Annotated in this window: 17 protein-coding genes, 3 tRNA genes and 1 pseudogene; 13 read left to right on the top strand and 8 right to left on the bottom strand. The window is 67.7% G+C overall.

Translation table 11 applies throughout. The annotated features are described in order from the left end of the window. Positions 1 to 5 precede the first annotated feature (5 nt). The 5 genes from G9V96_RS03920 to G9V96_RS03900 are packed head-to-tail and all read left to right on the top strand — an operon-like array spanning position 6 to position 6,174. Positions 6 to 1,112 carry a FecCD family ABC transporter permease gene (locus tag G9V96_RS03920; RefSeq protein ID WP_226913458.1) on the top strand — a complete coding sequence of 369 codons (1,107 nt, stop codon included), beginning with the start codon at positions 6 to 8 and terminating at the stop codon, positions 1,110 to 1,112. Further along, positions 1,109 to 2,188 (top strand): FecCD family ABC transporter permease, encoded by a 1,080-nt coding sequence (locus G9V96_RS03915; RefSeq protein ID WP_226913456.1) that lies wholly within the window; start codon positions 1,109 to 1,111, stop codon positions 2,186 to 2,188. Before G9V96_RS03920 ends, G9V96_RS03915 begins: the two co-directional genes overlap by 4 nt. After that, a complete protein-coding gene (locus G9V96_RS03910) occupies positions 2,185 to 3,021 on the top strand; it encodes an ABC transporter ATP-binding protein (RefSeq protein ID WP_168581862.1) in 837 nt (278 codons plus the stop codon). Before G9V96_RS03915 ends, G9V96_RS03910 begins: the two co-directional genes overlap by 4 nt. After that, a complete protein-coding gene (locus G9V96_RS03905) occupies positions 3,014 to 4,603 on the top strand; it encodes an ATP-binding cassette domain-containing protein (RefSeq protein ID WP_168581861.1) in 1,590 nt (529 codons plus the stop codon). The genes G9V96_RS03910 and G9V96_RS03905 overlap by 8 nt, the downstream gene beginning before the upstream one ends. Then, on the top strand, positions 4,600 to 6,174 hold the full coding sequence (locus G9V96_RS03900; RefSeq protein ID WP_168581860.1) for an ABC transporter ATP-binding protein: 1,575 nt from the start codon (positions 4,600 to 4,602) through the stop codon (positions 6,172 to 6,174). Before G9V96_RS03905 ends, G9V96_RS03900 begins: the two co-directional genes overlap by 4 nt. A 68-nt stretch (positions 6,175 to 6,242) precedes the next feature. Here G9V96_RS03900 and G9V96_RS15375 read toward each other — a convergent pair. Then, positions 6,243 to 6,558 (bottom strand): annotated as a pseudogene (locus G9V96_RS15375) (ATP-binding cassette domain-containing protein); the annotation flags it as partial. Between the two features lie 235 nt (positions 6,559 to 6,793). Between G9V96_RS15375 and G9V96_RS15050 the strand changes: the two are divergent. Next, positions 6,794 to 7,264 (top strand): urea carboxylase-associated family protein, encoded by a 471-nt coding sequence (locus G9V96_RS15050; protein ID WP_226913455.1) that lies wholly within the window; start codon positions 6,794 to 6,796, stop codon positions 7,262 to 7,264. A gap of 3 nt (positions 7,265 to 7,267) precedes the next feature. After that, a complete protein-coding gene (locus G9V96_RS15045) occupies positions 7,268 to 7,561 on the top strand; it encodes a hypothetical protein (protein WP_226913449.1) in 294 nt (97 codons plus the stop codon). A 197-nt stretch (positions 7,562 to 7,758) separates the two neighbouring features. Here G9V96_RS15045 and G9V96_RS03885 read toward each other — a convergent pair. Both G9V96_RS03885 and bcp read right to left on the bottom strand, forming a co-directional pair. Further along, positions 7,759 to 7,838, bottom strand: a tRNA-Leu gene (locus G9V96_RS03885). Between the two features lie 57 nt (positions 7,839 to 7,895). Continuing rightward, positions 7,896 to 8,375, bottom strand: coding sequence for a thioredoxin-dependent thiol peroxidase (bcp, locus tag G9V96_RS03880; protein ID WP_168581859.1), 480 nt, complete (start codon positions 8,373 to 8,375; stop codon positions 7,896 to 7,898). Between the two features lie 189 nt (positions 8,376 to 8,564). On the opposite strand from bcp, the gene G9V96_RS03875 reads away from it, so the two are divergent. Continuing rightward, positions 8,565 to 8,831 (top strand): DUF3618 domain-containing protein, encoded by a 267-nt coding sequence (locus G9V96_RS03875; protein ID WP_168581858.1) that lies wholly within the window; start codon positions 8,565 to 8,567, stop codon positions 8,829 to 8,831. A 40-nt stretch (positions 8,832 to 8,871) separates the two neighbouring features. Continuing rightward, entirely contained in the window at positions 8,872 to 9,168 is a 297-nt protein-coding gene (locus tag G9V96_RS03870; protein WP_168583827.1) for a GroES family chaperonin, read from the top strand. A gap of 85 nt (positions 9,169 to 9,253) precedes the next feature. On the opposite strand, the gene G9V96_RS03865 is transcribed toward G9V96_RS03870, so the two are convergent. Then, on the bottom strand, positions 9,254 to 10,441 hold the full coding sequence (locus G9V96_RS03865) for a glycine C-acetyltransferase (RefSeq protein WP_168581857.1): 1,188 nt from the start codon (positions 10,439 to 10,441) through the stop codon (positions 9,254 to 9,256). A 14-nt stretch (positions 10,442 to 10,455) separates the two neighbouring features. Beyond that, a complete protein-coding gene (tdh, locus tag G9V96_RS03860) occupies positions 10,456 to 11,493 on the bottom strand; it encodes an L-threonine 3-dehydrogenase (RefSeq protein WP_168581856.1) in 1,038 nt (345 codons plus the stop codon). A gap of 183 nt (positions 11,494 to 11,676) precedes the next feature. On the opposite strand from tdh, the gene G9V96_RS03855 reads away from it, so the two are divergent. After that, positions 11,677 to 11,749: transfer RNA gene (locus G9V96_RS03855), tRNA-Lys, on the top strand. A 70-nt stretch (positions 11,750 to 11,819) separates the two neighbouring features. On the opposite strand, the gene G9V96_RS03850 is transcribed toward G9V96_RS03855, so the two are convergent. The 3 genes from G9V96_RS03850 to orn form a co-directional block, all read right to left on the bottom strand. Beyond that, a complete protein-coding gene (locus G9V96_RS03850; protein WP_168581855.1) occupies positions 11,820 to 12,455 on the bottom strand; it encodes a copper resistance CopC family protein in 636 nt (211 codons plus the stop codon). Between the two features lie 229 nt (positions 12,456 to 12,684). Next, a tRNA-His gene (locus G9V96_RS03845) sits at positions 12,685 to 12,760 on the bottom strand. 104 nt (positions 12,761 to 12,864) lie between these two features. Beyond that, the gene (gene orn / locus G9V96_RS03840; RefSeq protein ID WP_226913447.1) at positions 12,865 to 13,515 is read right to left on the bottom strand and encodes an oligoribonuclease; all 651 of its coding nucleotides are present in this window, start codon (positions 13,513 to 13,515) and stop codon (positions 12,865 to 12,867) included. A 109-nt stretch (positions 13,516 to 13,624) separates the two neighbouring features. Between orn and G9V96_RS03835 the strand changes: the two genes are divergently transcribed. Genes G9V96_RS03835 through G9V96_RS03825 form a run of 3 tightly spaced genes read left to right on the top strand, consistent with a single transcriptional unit; the run spans position 13,625 to position 20,174 of the window. After that, positions 13,625 to 14,752 carry a PrsW family intramembrane metalloprotease gene (locus G9V96_RS03835; protein ID WP_226913445.1) on the top strand — a complete coding sequence of 376 codons (1,128 nt, stop codon included), beginning with the start codon at positions 13,625 to 13,627 and terminating at the stop codon, positions 14,750 to 14,752. A gap of 47 nt (positions 14,753 to 14,799) precedes the next feature. After that, the gene (locus tag G9V96_RS03830) at positions 14,800 to 18,825 is read left to right on the top strand and encodes a Pls/PosA family non-ribosomal peptide synthetase (RefSeq protein WP_168581852.1); all 4,026 of its coding nucleotides are present in this window, start codon (positions 14,800 to 14,802) and stop codon (positions 18,823 to 18,825) included. Beyond that, positions 18,822 to 20,174, top strand: a complete 1,353-nt coding sequence (locus G9V96_RS03825) for a M1 family metallopeptidase (protein WP_226913443.1) — start codon at positions 18,822 to 18,824, stop codon at positions 20,172 to 20,174. The genes G9V96_RS03830 and G9V96_RS03825 overlap by 4 nt, the downstream gene beginning before the upstream one ends. The last annotated feature ends 36 nt before the right edge of the window (positions 20,175 to 20,210 follow it).

Below are 20,210 nucleotides of genomic sequence, written 5' to 3'. Positions count from 1 at the left end.
CACCGGTGGTGCAGCGCGAAGGGCTCGCGTTGCACCACCGCCATGAGGAGAAGCAGATGACAACTGCCGTGCCGCAACGACAATTTCGGCAGCAGCGATGTGCCCGCTCGGGTCTGTTCGATCAGCGGCGCCGGTGGGGGATCCCCGCGCTGTGCGCCGCCCTGCTGATCGCCGTGACGCTCAGCATCGCCTACGGCGCCAACCCCATTCCCGTCGACGACGTGTGGACAGCCACCGTGCGTCCAGGTACTTCGGAAGCTTCCTCCATCGTCTGGTCCCTGCGGATGCCTCGCACGTTCGTCGGGATCGCGGCCGGGACGGCGTTCGGTGTGGCCGGCGCCCTCATCCAGGCGCTCACCCGCAACCCGCTGGCCGATCCCGGGATCCTCGGGGTCAACGCCGGATCCGCATTCGCGATCACTGTCGGGGTGGGGGTCTTCGGGATCACCTCGATCGGCGGTTTGGTGTGGTTCTCCTTCCTCGGCGCGATCGTGAGCACGGTGTTGGTGTACACGATCGGTTCGGCCGGTCGCGGTTCGGCCTCTCCGGTGACCCTGGTGCTTGCCGGTGTTGCTTTGGCGGCGGTGTTCACGGCCCTGTCCACGTTCATGGTGCTCATCGACCGGGACACCTTCCGCGCCGTTCGCAGTTGGGGTTTGGGTTCGATCGCTCGCACCACCGTCGCGGAAACCCTGGTCGTCGTGCCGTTTCTGGCGCTGGGTCTGCTGCTGGTCATGGCTATCGCGAACTCGTTGAATGCGGTAGCCCTCGGAGACGACCAGGCCGTCTCGCTCGGCGCCCACGTCCAGCGCACCCGAGTGGTTGGCTTGGTGGCGGTCACCTTGCTCGCGGGCGGCGCCACGGCGCTGACCGGCGGTATCGCCTTCGTCGGGCTGGCAGTCCCGCACATGGTCCGCTGGTTCACCGGCCCGGATCAGCGGTGGATCCTCTTCTACACGGCCATCGCCTCCCCGAGCCTGGTTCTTGCGGCTGACGTACTGGGCCGAGTGATCGCCCGTCCTGGGGAGATCGAGGCCGGGGTGTTGACGGCGTTGATCGGTGCACCGGTACTCATCACGCTCGTTCGCAGTACAAAGGCGGCCGGGCTGTGAAGGCGGCCGCGCGCGAGTGTGAAGCGATCGATTTCGGTTACCCCCACGCAACGGTGCGGATGCGCCGCGCCGTTGCCCTGCGATTCGGCCTACGCACCGTCGCCGTCAACACCGTGCTCGGTGCGCTGATGGTGTTGGTCTCGCTCCTGTGCCTGCGATTCGGGGACTACCCACTGGAAACGGCCGACATCTTCGGTGCGTTGAGCGGCCACGGCGACCCCTTCGCCCGGATGATCGTGCTGCAGTGGCGAGTTCCAGTAGTGCTGGCCGCCGTCGCCTTCGGTGCACTCCTGGGAGTTAGCGGCGCGATCTTTCAATCCATCACCCGTAACCCGCTGGGCTCACCGGATGTGATCGGCTTCGACGCCGGCGCCTACACCGCCGTCGTCATCACGATCCTGGTGGTGGGGACGAGCCACTACTGGGCTGTCGCCGGGGCGGCGGTCGTCGGTGGCCTGCTGACCGCGCTGGTCGTGTACCTCCTGGCCTACCAGCGTGGTGTGCAGGGGTTTCGCCTCATCATCGTCGGGATCGCCGTCTCGGCCATGCTCGGCTCGATCAACGCCTATCTCATCACGCGCGCAGACATCAACGACGCGATGAGCGTGGGCTTCTGGGGCGCCGGTTCGCTGAGCCGCGTCACGTGGGCCTCGATAGCCCCAACTGTCGGCTGCGGGGCGCTCATCCTGCTCTGGGCGGGTTCGCTCACCCCCGCGCTGCGTCAACTGGAGTTGGGCGACGACACCGCGCTCGCGCACGGCGTCGACTCCGCCCGAGCCCGTCCGGCGCTCCTGGTGGCCGGGGTCGCCGCGAGCGCACTGGTCACTGCTGCTGCCGGACCGATCGGGTTCGTCGCACTCTCGGCCCCGCAGTTGGCTCGGCGCCTCACCGGAACCCCAGGGGTGACCCTGACCTCCTCAGCCTTCATGGGGGGCGCCCTCCTGACGCTCGCCCAAGGCATCTCCTTGGCCTTCGCCCAGTGGTACCGAACCGTGCCGGTAGGGGTGATCACGGTGTGCCTGGGCGGTCTCTATCTGATCTGGCTCCTTATTCGTGAAACGAGAAGACATCCATGACCCGTCCCACCACGGTCGGTGACGCACGTCTGCACGCCACGCACCTGAGCATCGGTTACGACAAGCGTCCTGTCAGCCAAGACCTGTGCGTCACGATTCCCGACACCTCCTTCACCGTCATCGTGGGCCCCAACGCCTGCGGGAAATCCACCCTGCTGCGGGGGATGGCACGCTTGCTCAAACCGCAGCTTGGACAGGTGATTCTTGACGGCCGCGACATCCACACCCTCAAACCCAAGGAAGTGGCCACACGCCTGGGCCTACTGCCCCAGAGTTCGCTGGCCCCGGACGGGATCCGAGTGGCCGACCTCGTTGCTCGCGGCAGGTATCCCTACCAGAAACTCATCCGGCAATGGACAAAGACGGATGAGCAGGCTGTCCTCGACGCGATGGGCGCCACCGGTATTCAGGACCTGTCCGGGCGGCTGGTCGATGAGTTGTCCGGGGGGCAGCGCCAGCGCGTCTGGGTGGCGATGGCTCTAGCGCAGGCAACCGACATTCTGCTCCTGGACGAACCGACCACCTTCCTGGACCTGCGGCATCAGATCGAACTCCTGGAACTGTTCACCGACCTGTACCTGCGCGGGCGGACCCTCGTGGCGGTGCTGCACGACCTCAATCAGGCGGCCCGCTACGCGACCCACATGATCGCGATGAAGGACGGGCAGATCGTGGCCACCGGAACCCCGCACGAGGTGGTGACGGCCGACATGGTCGAGCACGTCTTCGGAGTGCGGTGCTTGATCGTCGCCGATCCTGCTGCCGGCACCCCGCAGGTGGTTCCGCTCGGACGTGAACGTTCGCGCTCGAGCCGAGGAGGTGCCCATGTCTGAGCAGCTCACATCGAGTCCCGGGAGCCGTCGTGCTCCATTCGTCGCCGCGATGCGCCCCGCCAGGGGTCTCCTGCTCGCCGCCGTCATCACGGCCGCCGCCAGCGGTCTGTGCACGCTAGGCGCGCTGTGGTTCATCGTGCGACTCGTGGGTGAGTCCAGCGCGCGGATCGCGGTGGGCGCCTGCGCCGCATGGCTGGCCGGTGCTGCTTTCGCAGCCGTCTCTTCATGGCTGGCGCATCACGCGGAGACGCGGTTCGCGGCGCGGCTGCGAAGGGATGTCGCCACCCATCTGGCGCACCTGCCGATGCGGACTCTTTCCCGGTACGGCGGTGAAGAGCTGCGGCGTCTGGTCGGCGACGACATAGCGGCTCTGCATAACGTCGTGGCGCACCTTCCGATGGAGATCGCCACCCTGGCGCTCGTCCCGCTGGCAACCGTGGTCCTGCTCGTCAGCACGGCAGGGCCGCAGGCCCTGTTGGCGCTCATCCCGGGATTGCTGGCTGCCCTCTACTACCTCGTGGTGGTGCCGCGCACCTCGGCACGGCATGGAACGCGCAGCGCCCAGGTCATGAACGAGATCGTCACGGCGGTGGATGACTACACCAACGGCATCCGCACCTGCCGCATGTACAGCGCCCAAGCCGGGGCAGTCGCCGAGTACGGCGCTGCCACCAAGCGATTCACCGACGGGATGCTGAGCTGGGTGACGCAGGTGGCCACGATCGGAGCTCTTGCCGTGGCCGCCCTACAGGCTGTGGCGACGTACGCGATCGCCTACGCCCTTGGGTATCAGCGATCTGCCGAGGTGCTGGCCGCGATGCTGCTTTTCGGGCTGGCGATCGTCACCCCGGCGCTGCGACTCGGGCACGGTCTGGACTACGTCCGTTCTGGTCAGGCAGCCGCGAAGCGGATCACGGGGGTGCTGCAGGAGCGCCCCGTCCAGGTCACCCGGCTCCGGTGCGACGGTGCAGCCGGTGCGTGCCTGGAGCTGGTCGGGGCGGAACTCAGAACGGGCGATCGGGTGCTTCTGCCGACGTTCTCCCACGCCTTCCCGGGCTCCAGCCTCACGGCGATCAGCGGACCCAGCGGAAGCGGGAAGAGCACGCTGCTGCGGGCCGTCGCCGGGCTGGACGAATTGACCAGTGGTCTCATCGCTCTGCCGGGTGATGGGGGCACCTTCCTGGTCCCGCAAGGCGCGGACGTGTTGCCCGGCACCGTTGCGGAGAACATCGCCCTCGGCGCCCCAGACGCGTCGGACGCTCGGCTCACCGAAGCGCTGCACCGCGCCGGACTCCAGATCGATCTGCGCGCGGACACGGTCAACCTGTCCGGCGGCGAGAAGCAAAGGGTCGGTCTGGCCCGAGCTTTTCTCACCCAGGCCCCGGTGATCCTGCTCGACGAGCCCACGAGCGCACTCGACGGCGAAAAGAGCCGGGAGGTACTGACGCACCTGCGCCGATTGGCTCACGCCGAGGACAAGACGGTGCTGGTCGTCACCCACGATCCGCTGGTGGTGGCTGCGGCGGATCACCACGTCACCATCGCCCAGGGCGGCATCGCCCAGGCAGGAGGAAACCCGTGAACGCCGCGTTGTTGCAGGCACTGCCTCGGGTCGCCCGCAAGCGGCTGGTCCTCATCGGTGTCGGCTGGGTGTGCGTCGCCGTGGCCGAGGCCGGCGCCTACATCGTCCTTGCCCGGGCCATCACGCGCAGCGACCCGCCGGGCGCGGTGCTTCTGTGCGCCGCGCTCGCCGTCGGGGTGACCGTGCTCGTCCAACGGGCCGGGTTCCTGACCGGTGCGCGCATCGCGGGCGACCTCTACGCGGGCCTGGGATCGGTCTTCGCCCGCGCCCGGCTGTCCTGGTTTACCGAAGGTAATCGCGCGCTCGCCGGGACGGTCGCCGGCAGGGTGATCCCGTCATTCCTCAGCGTTCCGGCCCATCAGCTGCAGGCACTCATCCACGCCCCCCTCATCCCGGTGTTCATCCTGGTGGGAATCGGGATCATCGAAGGCGTGGGAACCGCCGCGCTCGTCGGTGTCGTGGTGCTGGCCTCGTTCCTTGTGCAGTGGCTCGCCCAGGCGTGGCTGCGCCGGGCCGACGACGGTAGAGGAGCTGCGGACCAGGCCGTTGCCCGCGCCTCGATGGAGTTCGTCGATCATCTGGAACTGCTGCGCAGTGCCGCGGGGCCCGAGCGGGCAGTGAGCCGCATGGTCGCTTCGTGGCAGGGTCAGGAGAGCGCCCTGGCCCGCACCAACAAGGCGGCCGCGCTCGCCACGCTCGCATCGGGCCTGGCAACCCTGATGCCACTGGCAGCGGTAGCGATCCTGCTCGGGGTTCGGGCCGGGCACGATCCCTCCGCAGACCTGGCGCTTTTCGTACTCACCTTGCGGGCGTGCGCACCGGTGGAGGCGCTGGCGCTTGCCGGGGTGATGATCAACGACCTGCGCACCGCCCTTACGCAGTACGAGCAAGTGCGCAGCGCGCCGCCGTTGCCCGAGCCGGAAGTCGCCCGCAAGGGCAACGGAGTGCAGCTCGACCTGGTGGGGGTCAGTCATCTCGTGCTGGCCGACCTCGACGCCCGCATCGCCCCGGGCGCAACAGTGCTCGTCACCGGGCCGACCGGCAGCGGCAAAAGCACCCTGCTCGGTCTGCTCATGCGTTTCGACGACCCGCAGCAGGGCCGGGTCGAACGCGGGGGAGTGGATCTACGAGACCAGCGCTTCGAGGATGTCGCCGCGTCGGTCGCCTACGTTCCCCAGGACCCGGTCGTGTTCTCGGGCACGCTCGCGGAGAACATCCAACTCGGGGACGCCGGCGCCTCGCAGGAACAGATCGAGGCAGCGGCACGCCGGGCCCAGCTGGGCGATGTCATCGCTCGCGACCCGCGAGGTCTACAGCAAACCCTCGGCCATCGGGGCAACACCCTCTCGGGTGGGGAACGTCAGCGGGTGGCTATCGCGCGCGCCTTCTTAAAGGAGGCACCCATCCTTGTCCTGGACGAAGCAACTTCTGCCTTGGACCTGGTCACCGAGGAGAAGATCGCGGCCGAGGTGCGGAGCATGTCGGACGCGACGGTCGTGCTGGTGACGCACCGCAGCCACGACATCTGGCAGCCGACGCAACGCATCGAGCTGGGTGCCCCGAATACCTAACCCGCCCGGGCTGCGGCCGGCACCGGAGGCCTGCCGCAGCCCTGAGACCGTCAGCGAGCCACCCGTCCCATGAAGACGACCCAGTCGGCTACCTCTCGCGCGAAGCGCATCTCGTGGGTGAGCACCACCATCGTGACCCCGTCATTTGCCAGACGGGTCATCACGGCGAGGATTCACCGACGAGCTCGGGGTCGAGGGCTGAGGTCGGCTCGTCGAAGAGCACCGCCTCGGGGTGCATGGCCATGGCGCGGGCGATGGCCACCCGTTGCTGCTGGCCGCCGGAGAGCTGTGGGGGTAACGCGAGATGTACTCGCCCATCCCTACCTTGTCGAGGAAAACCCTCGCCTCCTTGTCAGCCTCCTCCTGCGAGAGACCCAGCACCCTCGTCGGGGGCCAAAGTGAGGCTGAGGCGCGAACAACGAGGCAATGTAGGCCAGGTCGAAGAGCAGACAGCGAACAGCAGATCTGGCCCAGATTCGCCAAGCACATCGGGCCACCACACGGACCAAGGAGCAGCGACATGGGACTGACGGACGCGGCATACCAAGCGGAACCGGGGGGCGCACTGGACGTCGACCGGGCCCTATACCAGCGAATCGCTAGTGCACCAAGAGACTTGGTGGACTCATTCGAGATCCCGATCCGCAGCGGTCGCGCCTGGGAGGTCCCCCAGGGGCATCTGTGCCGGATCGTTGCCATCGAGGGGCCTCAGGTTGGTGACCTGGATATCTGGAACCGGCACAATCCGCGTGAGCGGCTGTGGGCCGCCAAGACTCGCCAGTTGCAGGCCGCCCACGTCAGCACGCACGACAGGCTCTGGTCCACGCTGCCCTATCTGCGCCCGCTGGTGACGATCACCGACGACACGCTGGCAGGCTACGGAACCGACGACGAGGGCGGGCGCGTCCACGACCTGTTGGGCACCCGATGCGACCCGTACACCAACACCCTGCTCACCGGCGAGGACTTCGACTTCCACTGTCACAGCAACCTCACCCGTGCAGTGGCGCCCTACGGATTGACCGAGCACGACGTGCACGACGTGCTCAACGTCTTCCAGGTCACCGGCCTCAACGACGCCGACCAGTAATTCATGAAGACCTGCCCGGCGAAGAAGGGCGACTACTTCGAGTTCTTCGCCGAGATCGACCTGCTCTGCGCCTTGTCCACCTGCCCCGGCGGGGACCTGTCCATCCCGATGTGGGGCCCCGATGCCCGCGACCCCCTCGAGGTGTGTCGCCCTCTGGGCATCGAGGTCTACCGTCCCGAGCCGGCAGCCCTCGACGGCTGGCGCGAGCCACGGGTCGCTGCTTATTCGGGTCTTAACGGGATGCGCCGCCGGTCCTGGGCTGCCGACGGCGTGGCAGAGCACGGGCAGGGTTCATGACTGACCGCCCCGGCAGCACTCACCCCGGTGCGCGTTGAGTGCTGCTCAGACGAACCGAGGTGTTCCTTGAACCTCGAACGCAGGTTCCACGGTATGGGCGTTCAGACCCCTGTACAGGGGCGAGTGCGTACCGCCAGACGCTCAGGAACCCACAATCCGCCTGGGGTGCAGATGGGCCTGGTGCCGACCTCATTGAGTGCGGACGGAGGGACTCGAACCCTCACGCCGAAGCACAGGAACCTAAATCCTGCGTGTCTGCCAATTCCACCACGTCCGCGCGCAACGGTAAGGGTACCCGGGACGCAGCCTGCGGTCTGCACCGCCACGGCTGCACCTAGACCGTCGGGACATCGACTCCGAGCTGCTTGACCAACGATGCGACGTGTCCCTTGGCGCGCACGTTGTACTTGGCCAGTTCGATCTTTCCGTCTTCATCCAGGACAACCGTCGAGCGGATGACGCCGGTGACCTTTTTGCCGTACATGGTCTTCTCCCCGAACGCGCCGTAGGCCTCCATCACGGACTTGTCCGGGTCGGACAGCAACGGGTAGGTCAGGTGCTCCTTATCGATGAACTCCGCCAGCTTCTCGGGGGAGTCAGGGCTGATCCCGATGACGTCATACCCGGCCGTCTTCAGCGGCTCGAGAGAGTCGCGAAAATCACAGGCCTGAGTCGTGCAGCCAGGGGTCATGGCTGCCGGGTAGAAGAAGATGACGAGTTTGCGGCCGGCGAAGTCCGAGCTGGACACCTGCTCGCCGTTCTGGTTCTTCAAGGTGAATGCGGGGGCGTCCTGCTGCAGTTCCAGGCGGGGCATCGAATCTCCTTGCGGTGGAGGGAGCGGGTGGAACCGGCCGGATGGTTCCTGAACCAGCCTTGCCATCCCTAGACAATCTGTACCCGCCGAGCGGGGGGACGACGCAGCGACCCTCAGGTAGGTTATCGTCGCTGATGGCGACCGTGGGGTCGTCACCCACAAGCTGAACCAACCGAAAGGACGCCGCCGATGAGCGCGCAGGACAATCGGTCTCTGGACCAGATCGAGAAGGACATCGCGCAGCACCGGGAGCGTCTCGCCTCGACGATCGACGAGCTCGCTTACCGGGTCAAGCCTGCCAACATCGCAAAGCGACAGGTGGCCGAAGGGCGCAGCGCGCTGTACTCGTTCACCCACACCGAGACCGGTGAACTGCGGTACGACGTCGTGGGCGGCGCAGCCGGAGTGGCAGTGCTGCTGCTGACCGTCGCCATCGTGCGTCGCGTTCGTGGCTGAACGTTCCACCGGGCAGACGGCAGAGGACCTGCCTATCCGCATGCTCCACGACCGTGTGCTCCTGTTTCGCGAAGAAAGCGACGGGGAGCGGCAAAGCGGTGGTGGGCTGCTCATCCCTGCCACGGCAAGTCTGGGCAAGCGTTTGGCCTGGGCCACGGTCGTAGCAACCGGGCAGCACGTGCGGCAGGTCACGCTCGGCGATCGGGCGTTGTACGACCCGCAGGAACAGGCAGATGTGGAACTCGACGGCAAGACCTATGTGTTGCTGCGCGAGCGCGATGTGCACGCGGTGGGGGCGCCCAAGGGCGAAGCCGATCAGACGGGCCTCTACCTGTGACCCTCTCGCAGACGACCTCATGACCAACCCTGCATAACGTGAAGTGGGCCGGTGCACCTGCACCGGCCCACTTCACGTCTACGGGTCAGACCACTTCGTCGCGGGCCTGGATGAAAGCCTTGACGCAGGTTTGCACGTCTTGCTCGCTGTGCGCAGCCGAAAGTTGCACGCGGATGCGGGCCTTGCCCCGAGGCACAACGGGGAAGGAGAACGCGATGACGTACACGCCGCGCTCCAGCATGGAGTCCGCGATCTGGCTCGCCTGGCGGGCCCCGTCTTCGCCGGGGAACATCACAGGCACGATGGGGTGGCTCCCGGGCAGTAGCTCGAAGCCGGCCTCATCCATCAGGCTGCGGAACAGTTCGGCGTTTCGGCGTAGCGTCTGGCGTTGCTCGGAGCCGCCTAAGGCCAGTTCGATCGCCGCCAAGGAACCGGCCGCGACCGAGGGTGCCACCGCGTTGCTGAACAGGTAGGGGCGCGAACGCTGACGCAGCAACTCCACGACCTCGCTGGCACCGGCAACGTAGCCCCCGGAGGCGCCACCCAGCGCCTTGCCCAAGGTTCCGGTGATCAGGTCCACCCGCTCCAGTACGCCGCAGTACTCGTGGGTGCCGCGCCCGTTCTCGCCGACGAACCCCACCGCGTGGGAGTCATCGACCAGCACCAGCGCCCCATACTCGTCGGCGAGGTCGCAGATGCCCTCCAGCGGGGCGTACGAGCCGTCCATGGAGAAGACGCCGTCGGTGACGATGACGATGCGCCGGGCGCCCTTGGCGGCCTCGAGCTGGGTGCGCAGGTCCTCCAGGTCGCGGTTGCGGTAGCGGTAACGGTCGGCCTTGCTCAGCCGCACCCCGTCGATGATCGAGGCATGGTTCAACTCGTCGGAGATGATTGCGTCGCCCGCCTCGAACAGCACCTCGAAGACGCCTCCGTTGGCGTCGAAGCAGGAGGAGTACAGGATCGCGTCCTGAGTCCCGACCAGTTCAGCGATCCGCGCTTCAAGTTGCTTGTGCAGTTCTTGCGTGCCGCAGATGAACCGCACGCTGGCCATACCGAAACCCCACTCGTCCAGGGCCGAACGCGCGGCCGAGATGACGTCGGGGTGGTCCGCCAGGCCCAGGTAGTTGTTAGCGCAGAAGTTGAGCGCCTCTCCGCTGGGGGTGCGGATGTGGGCCGACTGCGGGGTCAGCAGGCGTCGTTCGCTCTTGAAGAGGCCGTCCTGGCGGATCTGGTCCACAGTGGCGCTCACCTGTTGGGTGAAGTCCGGGTTCATGAATGCCCCTTCGATTAGCTGATGTCGAGGACGACTTTGCCGCATTCGCCCGAGCGGGCAGCGGCGAAGGCTTCTGGCCAGTCCTGTAGCGGGACGGCGTGGGTGACGACGGAACTGACGGTGCGTTGCAGCAGGTCTGAGGTTTGCATCATGGCCGAGGCCGCGTACCAAGTCTCGAACATCTCTCGGCCGTACACGCCCTTGATGGTCAGCATGTGGGTGATGACCTTGCCGAAGTCGATGGCGAACGGCTCCCGAGGCAGGCCCAGCATGGCGATACGGCCACCGTGGTTCATGTTCTCGATGGTCTCGGCCAGCGCTTGCGGGCTGCCGGACATCTCCAGGGCCACGTCGAAACCTTCGGACATGCCCAGTTCGCGCTGGGCGTCGGCGATGCGCGACTTGGCCACGTTGACGACGCGGTCCGCCCCAGCGGCCCGGGCTAGTTCGAGGCGATAGTCGGAGACGTCGGTGACGGTGACGAACCGAGCGCCCGCGTGGCGGACGATGGCGGCGGCCATGACCCCGATGGGCCCGGCGCCGGTGATGAGCACGTCCTCACCAACCAGCGGGAACTGCAAGGCGGTGTGGGTGGCGTTGCCCAGCGGGTCGAAGATGGCGCCGACCCGCGGATCCAGATCCTGCGGTTGGATCCACACGTTGCTGGCAGGCAGGACGACGTAGTCGGCGAACGCGCCGTCCCGGTTCACCCCGACGCTGTTGACGCGGATGCACATCTGGCGCCGTCCAGCCCGGCAGTTCCGGCAGGTACCGCACACCACATGTCCTTCGCCGGAGGCCTTCTGGCCCACGCGGCAGGAGGTCACATCCTGGCCGACCTCGACGATCTCGCCGAAGAATTCGTGACCGATCGCCATCGGTGGGTGAACCTGACTCGCCGCCCACTCATCCCATTGTTCGAGGTGCAGGTCCGTGCCGCACAGACCTGCAGCCTGCACGCGGATCTTCACGTCACCCGGGCCGCACTCCGGCTCCGGTACCTCGATGAGTTCCAGACCCGGTCCGGCGTGGGTCTTCGCCAATGCCCTCATGTCGCTCCTGCTCTGCTGAACGTGGTGTGGCGGTGCACGTCGACCACCCCGGCAAACGTACTGCCAGATAAGCGCGCAGGCGGGTAAAACCGACGATCCCGCCCTCGCCGCCGTTCGAAGGAAGGGCCTCTGACCTGCCGATTTCACGCCTGAGGCAGGTCTGCTGTAAGGTCTTCACCTGTTGCGCCATTAGCTCAATTGGCAGAGCAGCTGACTCTTAATCAGCGGGTTCGGGGTTCGAGTCCCTGATGGCGCACTTCATGAGAAAGCCCCCGGCATCGCCGGGGGCTTTCTCGATGTTCGGGGGTTTGTCTCCTCGGTGGGTATTACTGGCGGCGACGTTCCCAGAAGAACAGCAGGGCGCCGACACCGATGAGTGCTAGGGCGGCCACACCTGTCAGGACGTAGATGGCGCCGATGCTGCCGTCGCTCTCGGTGGGGCCGGCCGGGTTCGTCTCGGTCATGGTGGCCACATCCGGTGACGGGTTCGCGATCGGCCCGCCGGCCGGGGCGCTCGGGGCGCTGCTCTGCGGCGCTGAGCTCACCGCTGCGCCCTTCTCCTGGGTGAAGGCGATCTGACCGGCGATGGGGTGGCCGTCGCGGCTCACGACGCGGTAGCGGACGGCGATCTTGCCGGCTGGCAGGTCGGTCGGCAGCGGAACCACGACGGTCGCATTCTCCACCTGCGGCTCGACCGGTACCGCCCGCCCCGAGGGGTCGGCCACGACGATCTGCGCGAACTTGGGGTTGATCTCCTCGTTGAAGGTCAACGACGCTTCGGCCGGTGGAGTCGCCACGGTGTCGCCATCGGCGGGGGATGAACTCACCAGCTGCGCATGCCCCTGCGCCGTCCAACTCCCGACCAACAGACCGGCACCGGCCAGAACTGTGACAAGAACCGCGGTGAGGATGGCCCGCACCGGTATCGATGGGCGCACCCTTGCAGCTGGGGGAGTGGGCATCGAGAGCAGCCTTCCGTTCGGGAACCTTCGGCCCGGCCCGTCGCCGGTGCCGAGCTTCATCCTGGCACGGCGTTGGCGTCGACGTCGCGGACCGCGCCCGGACTGCGATCGGGGCGGGATCGGCTTGCCCGTGGCCCCGGCAGCTGGCGCTACGGCAATGGGCTGGGGATACGACAGCGGGCTGGTGTGCACGATGTGCACTCCAGCCCGCCGGTGCTGCGGTACTTCCTGGGGTGAGTGACGGGACTTGAACCCGCGGCCACCTGGACCACAACCAGGTGCTCTACCAGCTGAGCTACACCCACCAGGGCGCGTAACGCGGGGTCATCCTCAATGAGGTTTTCACCCGTGTTGGTGCGCGGCGACCATCGTACCTGCTTTTGCGGGTGCTGATGACCACCCCCTGCTACTACGTCGTTTCCGGCTCGGTCGTCTCCGCCATTGCAGCACTGTGACGTGCAGAGATCTCCTTGGCGGTGGCCGAGTCGGGGCCCGGCGCAGGCACGAAGACTGCCTCGCGGTAGTACCGCAGTTCGTTGACGCTCTCGCGGATGTCAGCCAGTGCCCGGTGACCGCCGTTCTTGGCCGGGGCGTTGTGGTAAACCCGCGGATACCAACGCCGCGACAACTCCTTGATCGAGGAGACGTCGATGTTGCGGTAGTGCAGGTGCGACTCCAACTCAGGCATGTCCCGGGCCAGGAAGGCCCGGTCGGTGCCGACCGTGTTGCCACCCAGCGGCCACTTGGCCGGCGTCGGGGCGAACTCGCGCACGTACTCCAGCACCGTGCGCTGCGCCTCCTGCATGCTCACGCCCTGCTCGAGTTCGCTGAGCAGCCCGCTGTCGGTGTGCATGGCGCGCACGAAGTCATTCATCTGCTCCAGCGCCGCCGGTTCGGGACGAATGATGACGTCGATGCCGTCACCGAACTGGTTGAGTTCGTAATCGGTGACGAGCGCGGCGACCTCGATCAGGGCGTCTGCTTGGATGTCGAGGCCGGTCATCTCGCAGTCGATCCAGATGATTCGGTCGGAAGAATGGTCAGGTGCTGGCTTGCTCACCCGATCCACTCTACGGGGGCTGCTCACCGGCTGCCTGCAGCACGACACCACACCGAGCAGCAGGCCGTAGGCTGCGAGCGCCCGACCCCGCCCCGAAGGAGACCGCAGAATGACGCTCGCCCCCTCGGCGCCCGTCGCGCGTAACGCCACCCATCGACCGTTTCTACGCCGGTGGTTGATCACCGCAGGGCTGTTCATCCTCCTGTGTTTGGGTGCGGCGCTGCTCACCGGAGCGATCGGCATGGAGGTCGGCGTCCAGGCCGGCTTGTTCGCGGCGATCATCGCCGTGCTGCCGGTGGGGATCGTTGTTCCGGCCTTCCTCTGGCTGGACCGCTACGAAGCAGAACCGACGTCCTCGCTGCTGCTGGCTTTCGGCTGGGGCGCGTTGGTTTCCACCTCGGTGTCCCTGGTGCTCAACACCAGCTCCCTAGCGGTGCTGAGCCAGTTGATCTACGACCCTGAGATCGCGGCGACGGTGGCGGTGGCACCCGTGGTGGAGGAACTCGCCAAGGGGTTCGGGGTGCTCGTGGTGTTCTGGGTTCGTAGGCGGGAGTTCGACGGGGTCATCGACGGCATCGTCTACGCGGGTCTGGTGGCCGCCGGTTTCGCCTTCGCCGAGAACATCCTCTATCTGGGGCGTGCGCTGACCGATGGCGGCGCTGCCGGCTTGGCGATCACCTTCGTGCTGCGCGGGTTGCTCGGTCCCTTTGCCCACCCGCTGTTCACCATGTGGACCGGTGTCGGGATTGGGGTCATGGTCTCCCGAGGCCGTGGCCTCCTGCGATTCTTCGCCCCGCTGCTTGGTCTGCTGACCGCGATGGGACTGCACGCACTGTGGAACGGCTCTGCCGTGCTGGGCCTGCAGGGGTGGGTGACTGCCTACCTGCTGGTGCAGGTGCCGATTTTCGTTGCCACCATCGGATTCGCGGTCTGGGTTCGCCGCCGGGAGAGCGTGCTGATCGCCCGCCACCTGGGCCAGTACGTCCAGCTCGGCTTGTTCACTTCATCGGAGGTGAACATGCTTGCCAGCCTGCCGTGGCGGCGCGCGGCGCGCCAAGCAGCGGCCCGCACGCACGGCCGAGCCGGCAAGTCGGCCATGATGGAGTTGCAGGATTGCGCCGTAGAGCTCGCTTTTCTTCGCCACCGTCTGGATCGGGGCAGTGCCCGACCCGAAGCAGTCGCCGATGAACGGCGCCTCGTGGAGGCAATTCTGCGGTGTCGGGAAATCCTGACCTGACGGGCCCGGGTAGGGGCAATCGCGGCGACGGAAGTAGATGTCCAGTGGTGCCAGCAGACACGTACGACGATCCTTTGTGCGCCTCTACAGCAGCCCCGGCTCCACGCACGCTGGTTGATATTTTCGCCCAGTCGGTGCAAGCACACCCCAACGAGCCGGCCATCGATGCAGGCGAGGTGGTGCTCACCTACCGCCAAGCCTGGCAGGTCGCCACCGCCGAAGCTGACGCTCTTGTCGCCGCCGGGGTACGCCGCGGGGACCGAGTGGGGATCCGGCGCTCCTCGGGCGGGGTCGACCTGCACATCGCCATCCTGGCGACGTTGCTCGCTGGTGCCGCCTATGTGCCGGTCGACGCCGACGACCCGCCCGAACGGGCCGAGGTGGTCTTCGGCGAAGCCGGGGTCGCCGCCGTCATCACCGACGACGGCATCGTGGACGCGCACGGTAACCCGCTGCCTACCGCTACTGGTCAACCCGACCAGCGACCCAACGAGCAACCAGCGGGCGCTCACGCGGCGCACATCGCTGCTGAGCTGGATCGCGCCGAGGTCGACATCGACGTCGAGGCCCCGAACGTTTCGGCCGTGTCCGCCGCGTCCATCGCCCCCGAACGCGCCCCGGAGTTGAGCGACGACGCCTGGATCATCTTCACCTCCGGTTCCACCGGCACCCCCAAAGGGGTGGCCGTCACCCATCGCAACGCGGCGGCCTTCGTCGACGCCGAAGCTCGGCTCTTCCTGCAAGATGCCCCGCTGGGCCCCGGAGACCGCGTCCTGGCCGGGCTCTCGGTCGCCTTCGACGCCTCCTGCGAAGAAATGTGGCTGGCCTGGCGGCACGGCGCGTGCCTGGTGCCCGCCCCACGCAGCCTTGTTCGTTCGGGTATCGACCTGGGTCCCTGGCTGGAACGACGCGGTATCACCGTGGTTTCCACCGTGCCGACGCTGGCGGCCCTGTGGCCACCAGACTGCCTGGCCGGGGTGCGGCTGCTCATCTTCGGAGGGGAAGGGCTGCCCACCGAACTGGCTGCTCGCCTCCAAGCCATCGGTCGCGAAGTGTGGAACACCTACGGGCCCACCGAAGCCACCGTGGTTGCGTGCGCGGCGATGACGACCGGCGCGGACCCGGTGCGGATCGGTCTGCCGCTGGACGGCTGGGATTTGGCGGTCGTGGACTCCAGCGGTGAACCGGTCGCGCCGGGGGAGATCGGCGAACTCATCATCGGCGGCGTCGGCCTGGCCCGTTATCTGGACCCCGACAAGGACAAGGTCGTCTACGCGCCCGCCCTGGGTTGGGATCGCGCCTACCGCAGCGGTGACCTGGTGCGAGCCGACCCGGAGGGGCTCGTCTTCATCGGCCGCGCCGACGACCAGGTCAAGATCGGCGGGCGCCGCATCGAGCTCGGTGAGGTCGATGCCGCCCTGCAGTCGTTGCCCGGCGTCGCCGGGGGTGCGGCCGCCGTGCACGGCGCCGCCTCCGGCGCGCCGATTCTGGTCGGCTATCTGGCCCCATCGGCCGGTGTCGAGTTGGACCTGGAATCCTGCCGGGAAACACTCCTGCAGTCCCTGCCCGCAGCGCTGGTCCCACGGCTGGCGGTGATGCAGTCCCTACCGACACGCACCTCCGGCAAAGTGGACCGCGACGCCCTGCCGTGGCCGCTGCCCGGCTCCCAGAGCGCAGCCGCCGAGAAACTCAGCGGGACGCCCGGCTGGCTGGCCCAACAGTGGGAACAGATTCTGGGCGTCCTACCCGGGCCGGACGATGACTTCTTCACCATCGGCGGCGGCAGCCTGCCCGCCGCCCGTCTGGTCACGCTGCTGCGCGGGCGCGACCCGGGGATCACCGTGGCCGACATCTACGACTATCCCCGCCTGCAAGCCCAAGCCGACCTCCTCGACGCCCGAGTCGGGCCCGGCGGCGGCACCGGGGACGCCGAGCCGGCACCGGTGCGCGACGTCCGTCCCGTACCGCGCACCGCCCAGGCCATCCAAGCGGCGCTGTCGGTGGTGTTCGCGGGCGTGCGGGGGATGCGCTGGTTCACGGCCCTGATCGCCCTGTGCTGGGTGCTGCGGCTGCTGCCCGGATTCGAGCAGCTGCCCAATACGCCGTGGCCGCTGGTGCTGCTCGGACTGCTCGTTCTGCACAGCCCACCCGGCCAGATGGGCCTGTCAGCCCTATTCGCGCGGGTGCTGCTGCGCGGGCTGCAACCGGGCAGCTACCCGCGCGGCGGATCCGTGCACCTGCGGGTGTGGGCCGCCGAACGGTTCGCCGACGCGCTGGGGGCGGTGAGCCTGGCCGGTTCGGCCTGGATCCTCTACTACTCCCGCGCGTTGGGCGCCAAGGTGGGCCGCGGCGTCGACCTGCACGCAGTTCCGCCCGTGACCGGTCTGATGACCTTGGGTGGCGGGGCCTCGATCGAACCCGAGGTCGACCTGAGCGGGCACTGGGTCGACGGCGACCTCTTCCACGTCGGACGCACCAAAGTGGCCGCGCACGCAACCGTCGGCGCTCGCAGTGTGTTGCTGCCCGGTGCGGTGGTGGGACGTGGCGCGCGACTGGAAGCCGGGTCGGCGCTGCACGGAGCGATCCCGGAGGGGCAAGTCTGGGCCGGTTCACCCGCGGCCCCGATCACCGGACGCAACACCAAGGACAAGTGGCCTGATACTCGGCCACCGCGGGCGCCGCTGTGGGTGGCCGGGTACGCCGCCTCCGCTGGCGCCCTGGCAGTGTTACCGGTTCTGGCCGCGGCCCCGGGCATCGCCCTCCTGCTCGCCCGGTTCCGCTGGCGCAGCGAACCGCTCGACATGCTCATCGGCGCGCTCGCAGTGGTTCCGCTGGCGACGCTCATCGGCCTGGCCGGTGTCGCTCTCATGACGGTCGTCGTCGTTCGGCTGCTCAGCGTGGGTATCACGCCGGGATATCACCCGGTACGCAGCCGCATCGGCTGGCAGGTATGGGCCACTGGCCGAGTTCTCGATTCGGCGCGCAACCTGTTGTTCCCGCTGTACGCCAGCCTGGCCACCCCGGCCTGGCTGCGTGCCCTCGGCGCCAGGATCGGCCGCGACGTCGAGGCCTCCACGGTGCTGCTGCTGCCAAGCATGACGCGGGTCGGCGACGGCGCCTTCCTGGCCGACGACACCATGGTCGGCTCCTATCAACTGCGCAACGGCTGGATGCGGGTCGGACGGGCGCGAGTAGGTAAGCGGGCCTTCCTCGGTAACTCAGGGATGACCGCCCCGGGGCGCAAGGTCCCCAAGGACGGGTTGGTGGCGGTGCTCTCCGCGGCCCCGGCGCGCTCCAAAGCAGGCTCCTCCTGGTTGGGCAGCCCCCCCGTGCGGTTACGCCGCCCGGTTGCCCAGGACGGGGACGCCTCTCGTACCTACGCCCCGCCCACCAGGCTCAAGGTCGCTCGCGGATGCGTCGAGGTGTGCCGCGTCGTGCCGGTGATGGTGTCGGTGGCGCTGGCGGTGTGCTGCGCCGTGGCGCTCATCGTGCTGACCGGCTGGGGGCCGGTCGCAGTGATGCTGGGGACACCGCTCGTGGTGCTCCTTGCCGGGGCCTGTGCCGCGCTGGTGACCTCGCTCGCAAAATGGTTGCTGGTCGGCAGGATCCGCCAAGCCGATCACCCGTTGTGGAGCAGTTTCGTGTGGCGCAACGAGCTGGCTGACACCTTCGTGGAGACGGTGGCGGGGCCGTGGTTCGCCTGGGCCGCGCTCGGCTCACCAATGTTGGTCGCCTGGCTGCGTACCTTGGGCGCGCGGATCGGGCGGGGCGTGTGGTGCGAGTCCTACTGGCTGCCCGAAGCCGACCTGGTCACCATCGGAACCGGCGCGACGATCGGGCGCGGCTGCGTCGTGCAGACCCACCTGTTCCACGACCGGATCATGAGCGTGGACACCGTCGAACTCGCACCTGGGGCGACCCTTGGTCCCCAAGGTGTCGTCCTGCCTGCAGCCCAGATCGAACGAGGCGCTAGCGTCGGGCCCGCCTCCCTGGTGTTGCGCGGCGAGTCAGTGCCAGCCGGAAGCCGGTGGGTAGGCAACCCGATCGCCCCGTGGACAGAGGAAGATTCGTGACCGATCTCGACCCCTACGTGCCGGGCCACGGCAGCGACACCTATTGCGTGAACCATTACGACCTCGATCTTCGCTACAGCGTCCGCACGAACCGACTCGAGGCCTCAGCTCGGTTGAAGGTTTTGGCCGCCACCTGTATCGACGAGCTCGCCGTCGACCTGGCGGGGCTGCGGATCAGCGCCGTCGAGGTTGACGGCCAGCGCGTGAAACGGTTCACGCAGGGCCCAGCCCGAACGGTGCTGCCACTGCCACGGCAGTTGCAAGCCGGTGAATCCGCTGAGGTGCTCATCCGCTACGACGGGCAACCCAAACCGTTGGATGGGCGCTGGGGCGAGCTCGGCTGGGAGGAACTCACCGACGGGGTGATCGTGGCCAGCCAACCCAACGGGGCCCCGTCGTGGTACCCGTGCAACGACCGCCCCGCCGACAAGGCGACCTACCGGATCGCGGTGACCACCGAATCCGAATACACCGTGGTGGCCAACGGCGCACTGACCTCGACCCGGCGTGCCTCCTCGCGCACAACTTGGGTGTATGAGGAGAACCATCCGATGGCCCCGTACCTGGCCACCGTGCAGATCGGCAGGTACGCCGCGCTGGACTTGGTCAGCGGGGTGCCCCAACGGGTCTTGATTCCGACGCCGGTGCGCACCCGCGCCATGCACGACTTCGCGCGCCAGCCGGCGATGATGGATCTGTTCACGCGTCTGTTCGGGCCGTACCCGTTCGCGCGCTACGACGTTGTCGTCACCCAGGATTCGCTGGAGATCCCGCTGGAGGCGCAGGGGCTGTCGATCTTCGGCGCCAACCACATCGACGGGCGGCGCGGCAGCGAGCGGCTCGTGGCCCACGAACTCGCCCATCAATGGTTCGGCAACAGTGTCGGCGTGCGTTCCTGGCGCGACATCTGGCTCAACGAAGGATTCGCCTGTTACGCCGAATGGCTGTGGTGGGAACACGCCCGGTTGCGTTCCAGCGCGGACGCCGCCCGGCAGGCGTGGCGCCGGTTGATGGCCCAAGGCAAAGACCTGCGGATAAGCGATCCCGGCCCGGAGATGATGTTCGACGACCGCCTGTACAAACGCGGCGCGCTGACCCTGCACGCCATCCGACTGAGCATGGGTGACGAACCGTTCTTCGACTTGTTGCGCGACTGGGCGAGCACGCATCGTCACGGGGTGGTCGACACCGACGACTTCCGGGCGCACCTGCTGCGCCACGACCCCAGCGGGCGGATAGCCGGCGTCGTCGAAGCGTGGATCGATGACGAGGCGCTGCCCTCGATGCCGCTGGGGCGCCCCAAGGCTGATGTGACACGGTCCTACGTGCCGGCGGAGTTTCCTCGCTGAGATCGGCGGCCTCTGCTGAGCGCCGAGGCGCCTCTG

Source organism: Gephyromycinifex aptenodytis, assembly GCF_012277275.1.
Classification (GTDB): domain Bacteria; phylum Actinomycetota; class Actinomycetes; order Actinomycetales; family Dermatophilaceae; genus Gephyromycinifex; species Gephyromycinifex aptenodytis.
The sequence above is the reverse complement of the archived record's forward strand: the minus strand, read 5'-3'. Positions and strand labels throughout refer to the sequence as shown.

Bases quoted from the DNA above. Each gene is read 5' to 3' on its own strand.
- G9V96_RS03865 (WP_168581857.1), bottom strand. From the start codon at position 10,441: ATGAACCCGGACTTCACCCAACAGGTGAGCGCCACTGTGGACCAGATC.
- G9V96_RS15045 (WP_226913449.1), top strand. From the start codon at position 7,268: ATGAAGACCTGCCCGGCGAAGAAGGGCGACTACTTCGAGTTCTTCGCC.
- G9V96_RS03835 (WP_226913445.1), top strand. From the start codon at position 13,625: ATGACGCTCGCCCCCTCGGCGCCCGTCGCGCGTAACGCCACCCATCGA.
- G9V96_RS03910 (WP_168581862.1), top strand. From the start codon at position 2,185: ATGACCCGTCCCACCACGGTCGGTGACGCACGTCTGCACGCCACGCAC.
- G9V96_RS03875 (WP_168581858.1), top strand. From the start codon at position 8,565: ATGAGCGCGCAGGACAATCGGTCTCTGGACCAGATCGAGAAGGACATC.
- tdh (WP_168581856.1), bottom strand. From the start codon at position 11,493: ATGAGGGCATTGGCGAAGACCCACGCCGGACCGGGTCTGGAACTCATC.
- G9V96_RS03905 (WP_168581861.1), top strand. From the start codon at position 3,014: ATGTCTGAGCAGCTCACATCGAGTCCCGGGAGCCGTCGTGCTCCATTC.
- G9V96_RS03870 (WP_168583827.1), top strand. From the start codon at position 8,872: ATGCTCCACGACCGTGTGCTCCTGTTTCGCGAAGAAAGCGACGGGGAG.
- bcp (WP_168581859.1), bottom strand. From the start codon at position 8,375: ATGCCCCGCCTGGAACTGCAGCAGGACGCCCCCGCATTCACCTTGAAG.
- G9V96_RS03850 (WP_168581855.1), bottom strand. From the start codon at position 12,455: ATGCCCACTCCCCCAGCTGCAAGGGTGCGCCCATCGATACCGGTGCGG.